We start from the raw sequence: 6946 nt of genomic DNA, 5'->3' as shown, positions 1-6946 counted from the left end.
GGCCCGACATACCGGCCAGAATGTGGGATTGTGGATGTCGCTGGGCTGCTTGGTCGGCGCGATCACGCTGGCGACCCTCGGGCTGGTCGTCAACGCCGTCCGGCTGACGTGGGTGTTCTGCGGCATCGCGGTCGTCGCGATGCTGGGGTTTGCCAACGCGTTCCCGGCTCCCGGCCATGAGCCCACGGTGTGGCTGTATGTCTTCGCCGTCGCTCTCGGAGTCGGCATCTTCGGCGGGATCTCCTCGTACAGTGCGCTGGTGCCGCGCGCCTACCCGCCGCTGGCCCGCGCGAAAGGTTATGGCGCCATGCTGGGTGTGGGTCGACTCGGAGCGATCATCGCGCCACTCATCAGCGCGTACCTCGTAACGGAGATCGGCGCGCAGCGACTCTACAACTACACCAACTTGCTGCTCGTGGTCTCCCTGGCGTGTGCCGTGGGCGTGGTGTTCGTGATGCGTCGCCAAGGGAGCGACCCGGTGGCCGTTCTGCAGCGCGCGCATGCCGACCAATCGACCGTCAACGTGTAGCTTTATCCGATCCGAGACTCCCCACCCGTCGGGTGGGGAGTCTCGCTGTTCGTGGCGGCCCACGCGGACAGCAACTTCAGGGCGTCTGCGTCGCGGGTTTCCGGGCCGGCCGAATACACAACGACGTAGACGCCACGAGCCCGCGGAATGCTCAGTGCCTCGTAGTTCAGCGCGAACCGCCCCAGCGCAGAATGATTGAACGTCATGGTGCCGTGCGTGGTCCCGACCACGTCGTGGCGCGCCCACCGCGTGCGAAAATCATCACTGCGCGTGGATAATTCGTCGATGAGGTCGGTGATTCTCGGGGAATCGGGCGCACGTGCGGCGGCGACGCGGAGGATTCCGACGGCGTCGTCGGCCGAGGACTCCCAGTGCACCAGGAGCCGGGGAGCCCGGTCGTCGAGGAAGATGAACCGCGCCAGATTCAGGGTGCCGCCGTCGGGGTCCGCGGCGTCGGCGTACAGGGCGCGTCCCAACTGGTTGGCGTCGATGACGTCGAGGCGCTGGGTCTGCACGAGCGCGGGCAGCGTCTCCAGCGACCGCAGCATCGCCCGCACGGTGTCCGGAACCACCTGGGGCGCGTCGCGTGCCCATGTCGGTCGTGCCGAGCGACTGCGCGCGGCGCGCACCAGGATGAAGAAGTGCCGCGTCTCGTCGGCATCGAGTTGCAGCGCCTCGGCGATGGCACCGAGGATCTCGTCGGACGCGCCGGCCACCTGTCCTCGTTCGATCTGGGTGTAGTAGTCGACGCTGACATTGGCCAGCTGCGCGAGTTCCTCCCGACGCAGGCCGGGTACCCGCCGCTTGCCATGTGCGACCAGCCCGACGTCCTCGGGCCGGATGCGGGCGCGGCGAGTCATCAAGAAATCTCTGATCTCGTGCGTCAGGTCCACGAGTCCTAGATTAGGACTCGTGGACCTCGATGCGAGAACGTTTGGAGGTTACACGACCTGTCGCCCGTTCGGACGCAGCTTCTCCCAATCGGCGATGTCGTGGTTGACCCATACTCTGGTGTTTGGTCGACTGCGCATCAGCTTCAACCGTTTGAGCGACTCGATGGCGGCGGCGGTGTCCGAGTCGGCCTGCATACCCGCACAGCAGCTCACGTTGTCGTGCTCGTGAGCGACGTCGCCCGACAGGATCAGCGTCGAGCCGTCGGGGAGCCGTAACTGCAGGGCCAGTGACCCCGGCGTGTGGCCCGGCAACGACAAGATGACCACGCTGCCGTCGCCGAACACGTCATGGTCGTAGCCGGCGGGCACCTCGAGCCAGTCGATCTGTTCGGCGGCGGCCAGGTCCGGCGGCATGAAGAACGGTGCTACGTGGTGATCCGGGGACTTGGCGTAGCGCAACTCGCCGGAGCCGACGTAGCCGGTCGCACCGGCAAAGTGCCGAAGGCCACCGGTGTGATCGAAGTGCAGGTGCGACATCACCACGCGTCGGACATCGGCCGTGCTGAAACCCAGGCTCTCGAGCTGGACATCGAGCGCATACTCGGCCGGGAAATCGATCTTGTACAGCTCGGCCGCCGGACCATATGCCGAAGCGGGGTCGCCGGCACCGTCGATTCCGGTGTCGAAGATGAGCAAACCGTGGTCGGGATGTTCGACGAGGAACGACGGCAACGGCATGGTGATCTCCGTGCCTCCCTTGCCGAACATCATGATGCTGTTGTCCATCGTGACCGTCGGTGCATCGAGTGCCCACAGTCGCGAAATCGTCGCCACCATTGTCGTAGTACCTACCTCTCGGTTCGTCAGCGAGCCCGGACGTACGATTCGCCGTCGGAATCCAGGCGCCAGATGGTCGTTCCCCGCGCCGGCATCGGGATCTCCTGTGGAAGTCCAGATGTCAGAGGTCGCGCCCACGTGCTGAGCTCGATCTTCTTCACGACCGCAACCGTGTGCGGTCGGTGATTGCGGTCCAGTCGTCGCATGGTCGACTCCAACTCCCACTGGGTGAGCGTCGCACCGGGGAACAGGGCAACGGCCGCAACGAGTAGTTCGGCGGCATCGTCACGGTTCCCGGCAGCGTCACCGTTCCCGGCAGCGTCACCGTTCCCACCGGCGACCCCGTAGGCCACGGCCACGTCCACACTTGATATTCGGCCGAGAGCGTTCTGCACCCTCGTCGGTGAGACGAGCCCGTCGGCCGTCTCTATGAGGCTGTCGGCTGGATCGATCAGCTGCAGGTCGCCGGCCGAGTCCTCGGTGAACACATCCCCGGTCAACTGCCACGAGTCGTTGGCGGCGAAGACACCGCGCACGAGATTTCGCGACGGCACCCTGGGGTCGCTGCGCGCCATCAGCAGGCCGGGCTCTCCCGGCGGGCACGCACGGGCGAGACCGTCGGAGCCGTACGCCAGTTGTCGTGTCTGTTTGTCCAATTTCGCGACGCGCACCTCGGCGGTCCCGGGCAGCGGCCGTCCGACACTCCCGATCTTGGTGGCGGTGACATTCGCCAGGATGGCCTCGCCGTCGGGCGATGCGTAGAACTCGAGAACCCGCGCGGGAGCGAATCGCTCATTCACTCGTCGCCAGAGATTGTGCGGCATCCCCGATCCCACGAACAGCCGGATCGGAGATTCCCGCTCGTTGGGGTGCCGGGGTCCGCTCGCGATCTCCCGCAACGACGTCCAGGTATACGACACGTGGGTCGCGCCGTATCGGGCGACTTCCTCCCAGAACGTGTCCTGGTCGGGTGCGCTGGCGAACGCCAGTCGAGATCCGGCGGCGATGGCCGCACCGACGGCCATCAGCAACGCCGACGGATGATGCAGCGGGGTACGCGAGTACATGGTGTCCTCGGGCCGCAATGCCGCCGCACTGGCCGTGCCGAGCGCCGAGAGCGCCCAGCGCCGATTGGTGATCAGCCGGGTCCGGGTGTCGGCGCCGTCGCCGGTGAACAGCACGAAGGCGATGTCGGACCCACGGAAGGGGTTGGGCCGGTACCACGCCGGCGCGGCGACCGCGTCGGGATCGATCTGTTCCATGTCGATGACGTGCTCGGCCAGCGTTCGGTTCTGGCCGCCACCGAGCACGCACCACTGCACACCCGGCACAGGCTCGGCCCGCACCCGCTCCGGGTCCGAGATCAGCCACCGGAATCCTCCTGCGGTGGATTGTTTCTCGATGTCCCGCTCAGGTCGTAGCAGCACCGATGTCGCACCGAGACGACTGATCGCGGCGACCAGCGCGAGCGATGATGGCCGCGCACTCATCATCACGCCAACTCGATCTCCCTGGCGCACACCGAGGCTGATGAGACCCTTGACCACCGCGTCGATCCGGTCGGCCAGCTCGCGGTGGCGAATCACCCGGTCGCCGAACATGAGCGCGATCCCGTCCGGATTGCGCTTGGCCGACTCGTCGAGCAGCAGTCCGATGGAGATCTCGGTCGCGGACTGCAATCCGTCGAGACGATTGAGCAGCGGGACCTGTGAACCGCGCTCACGAATGACCGCCTGGGTGGTGGTGAGCGCGCTGTTGGCGGCGCGGATGACGGTGCTGGACGTCCCGATGCCGAGGTCCACCACCGTCCGAACCCGATTGGACACGTCTCCCGGGGTCCAGGCGACCTCCGAGGTCACCTCGTCGGACGGCACGATGGCCGCGGGCAGATCGCCCTTGCCCGCCCGCCACTCGATCCACTCCGCAACTCGTGGCCACGTCCGCTTCCGGGCTCCGGCACCCGCGACGATGCCGAAGTGTCCCGACCGCAGGGTGAGTTCATAGACGGGCGCGCGGGGTGCCGCGCGCTTGATGCCTCGCACCGAGAGCGGATGCCCTTCCTTGTCGGCCTCTCCGACGGCGATCATGATGGGACAGTCGATGTCGGCGAGCGACACGGTTCGATCACCGATCACCAAGCCGCCGGACAGCATGCGATTCATCACCAGTGCCTGCTGCAGGAACTCGCGGATCGCCGGTCCCGACCACGCCGTCCACCCCTCGTTCTCAAGGAATTGGCGCTGTTGTTCGCCGGGCAGCAACTTGTCCCGATCGCTCAGCGCGAGATAGTAATTCAGCTTGAACTTGATGGTCGCCATCGGATCGAGCATCCGGGTCCACGCCTTGTTGAACCAGGACGGCAGTGAGATATGGTCCAGCACTTTGGTTCCCAGTAGCGCCTCGGCAACGGACGCGTACGACTCCATGGACATCGGGATCGGCAGGGGAGCCGACTGGAAGTCGACGGGCGCGCCGAAGGTGACCAACGAATCGATGCCGTCACCGCGCCGGTAGGCCGCGGCCTGGTAGCCGAACAGGCCGCCCTGCGAATAACCGCTGAGCACCACATCGCGGCCGGTCGCGGCGCGCACCTTGTCGACCGCATCGCTGACCGCCAGGACGTGATCACCCATGGTCCGGTCCAGACCACCGACCTCGTGCTCGGGACGACCGAAATCGACCACCCACACGTCGATCCCGCACTCGTGTACCGCGCGGACCGAACTCGAGGCCGGCGCGACGTCGTACACCTCGGTCGCCATCATCAGCGGCGGTACCAACACCAGCGCCGGCAATCCCGGCGGCGCCTCGTCGGCGAAGTAGTGCCGGAGCCGGTACACCGGTTCGGAGGCCACCACGTCGAACGGGGACGTCTCCTCGTCGATCTGCAGACCCCCATAGCGGAGATACTCGGCCACGTTCCGGACTGTCACGTCCGTGCGGCGCGCGAGATCGATCACCTCTTCCGCACCAGAACCAACCCTGGCGGGCACTGACGAGATCACATTCAACGGGTTCACCACGACTCCTTATTCGTGGGACGAGACTAGGCAGAACGCGGTGGCCGGCGGAACCGCGCAGAGGGGTGCTCTCGTCCCCTGGTATCGAGGAGCGCAACAGCGTGAGATAGATCTCGTAGCCGACGACGCGTATGCCCGCGTCACGATTCAGGAGTGCCGATCTCATGGGAATGAGCCTCAACTTCATCACCGACTCGATCGCGAGTCAGATGCCTCCGGTGGACCCCGACCGCCCTGCGCTGGCGCTGGGTGGCGACGAGGTCGTTTCCTGGACGGACCTCCGCTCGCTCGAGTTGCGCTATGCCCGGGCGCTGCAGAATGCCGGGGTGGTCAAGGGCGACCGGGTCGGTGTGCTGCTGCGAAACTCCATCGACTACGTCGCGTTGTATCTGGCCGTTGCCCGGGCCGGAGCCATCTCCGTGCGCCTCAACTGGCGGTTAACCGCACCTGAACTGCAATTCGCGTTGAGCGACTCGGGGGCCATCGCCCTGGTGTTCGACCGCGACTTCGCCAACAACATCGAGCCCATCCGCGACCAGATCGACGTCACCACTTACGTCGTGCGGGGCGGAACCCTCGACTGGGCGGTCCCGCTGGACGACTTCGCCGCGACGGCGACCGACGCGACCGGATTCCCCGACCTGTCCTTCGATGACCCCGCATCGCTCATGTATTCATCAGGGACGACGGGTCGTCCGAAGGGTGCGCTCTTCTCGCACGGCAACGCCATGTGGATCGGCTCGATCCAGGCGCAACGGTGGCACCTCGACCACAGCACCGTCGCCCAGACCTCCGGACCACTGTTTCATGCCGGCGGATTCGAGGTGCTGCTCTTGCCGACGTTGCTGGCGCACGGTACCGCGGTGACCTTCCCGTCCGGCGGGTTCACCCTGGAGAACTTCATCTCCGTCGCTCGCGAACGCTGTACGACGAACATGCTGTTGTACCCGTTCATGCTCTTCGACCTGCTGCGCGACGACCGCCTCACCGACCTCGTACCGGATTCTCTGCAGCGCATCGTCACCGGCGGCGACATCGTGATGCCGTGGGTGTACGACGAGCTCGAGAAGAAGCTGCCCGGCGTGTCCCTCGTGCAGTCCTACAGCCTGACCGAGGGCGGCGCGGTCAGCACCAGCCTCGAATTCGACATCGCCCGCGGACACGAGAGCAGCATCGGCCGTCCCCAGGCGATGACCGAGGTCAAGGTGATCCGCCCCGACGGCTCGCTCACCGACGTGGACGAGGTAGGTGAGATCTGCGTCCGCAGTGGCGGAGTGAGCATCGGATACTGGCATCGTCCCGAGGCCGACGCGGAAACCTTCCGTGACGGGTGGTGCCATTCCGGCGACCTCGGACGTATCGACAAAGACGGGTTGCTCACCATCGCCGGGCGCGCCAAGGACATGTACCGCAGCGGCGGTGAGAACGTCTATCCCGCCGAGGTCGAGATGATCCTCACCGGCCACGACGACATCGCCGACGCCGCGGTGGTCGGGGTGCCCGACGACAAGTACGTGGAGGTCGGGGCGGCGTTCCTCGTCGCCGCAAAGGGCCGCACCATCGACGCCGATGATCTATCTGGCTGGCTGATCGACCGACTCGCGAAGTACAAGGTCCCCAAGCACTATCACGTCGTGACCGAGCTCCCCCGCAATGCCGGCGGCAAG

5 protein-coding genes are annotated in these 6946 nt (G+C 66.1%); 2 read left to right on the top strand and 3 right to left on the bottom strand.

The annotated features are described in order from the left end of the window. Positions 1–529: MFS transporter (locus tag GORHZ_RS27840; protein WP_006339193.1), on the top strand; the 529-nt coding region annotated here is incomplete at its 5' end. Between the two features lie 2 nt (positions 530–531). Here the strand turns inward: GORHZ_RS27840 and GORHZ_RS27835 are convergent. The 3 genes from GORHZ_RS27835 to GORHZ_RS27825 are packed head-to-tail and all read right to left on the bottom strand — an operon-like array spanning position 532 to position 5219. Next, positions 532–1422: a helix-turn-helix domain-containing protein gene (locus tag GORHZ_RS27835; RefSeq protein ID WP_006339183.1), complete on the bottom strand. Its 891-nt coding sequence runs from the start codon at positions 1420–1422 to the stop codon at positions 532–534. A 48-nt stretch (positions 1423–1470) separates the two neighbouring features. Then, entirely contained in the window at positions 1471–2259 is a 789-nt protein-coding gene (locus GORHZ_RS27830) for an N-acyl homoserine lactonase family protein (protein ID WP_006339175.1), read from the bottom strand. A 26-nt stretch (positions 2260–2285) separates the two neighbouring features. Beyond that, positions 2286–5219, bottom strand: coding sequence for an AMP-binding protein (locus GORHZ_RS27825; protein ID WP_051999114.1), 2934 nt, complete (start codon positions 5217–5219; stop codon positions 2286–2288). Between the two features lie 224 nt (positions 5220–5443). Between GORHZ_RS27825 and GORHZ_RS27820 the strand changes: the two genes are divergently transcribed. Then, a partial coding sequence (locus tag GORHZ_RS27820) for a class I adenylate-forming enzyme family protein (RefSeq protein ID WP_006339171.1) occupies positions 5444–6946 on the top strand: 1503 nt, incomplete at its 3' end.

It is taken from the genome of Gordonia rhizosphera NBRC 16068 (genome assembly GCF_000298195.1).
In the GTDB taxonomy this organism is placed as follows: Bacteria; Actinomycetota; Actinomycetes; order Mycobacteriales; family Mycobacteriaceae; genus Gordonia; species Gordonia rhizosphera.
Note: the sequence above shows the minus strand (reverse complement) of the source record. Positions and strands in the feature narration are given on the sequence as shown.

What these genes read in the sequence shown, in the direction of transcription:
- GORHZ_RS27830 (WP_006339175.1), bottom strand. Translation starts at nt 2,259, where the DNA reads ATGGTGGCGACGATTTCGCGACTGTGGGCACTCGATGCACCGACGGTC.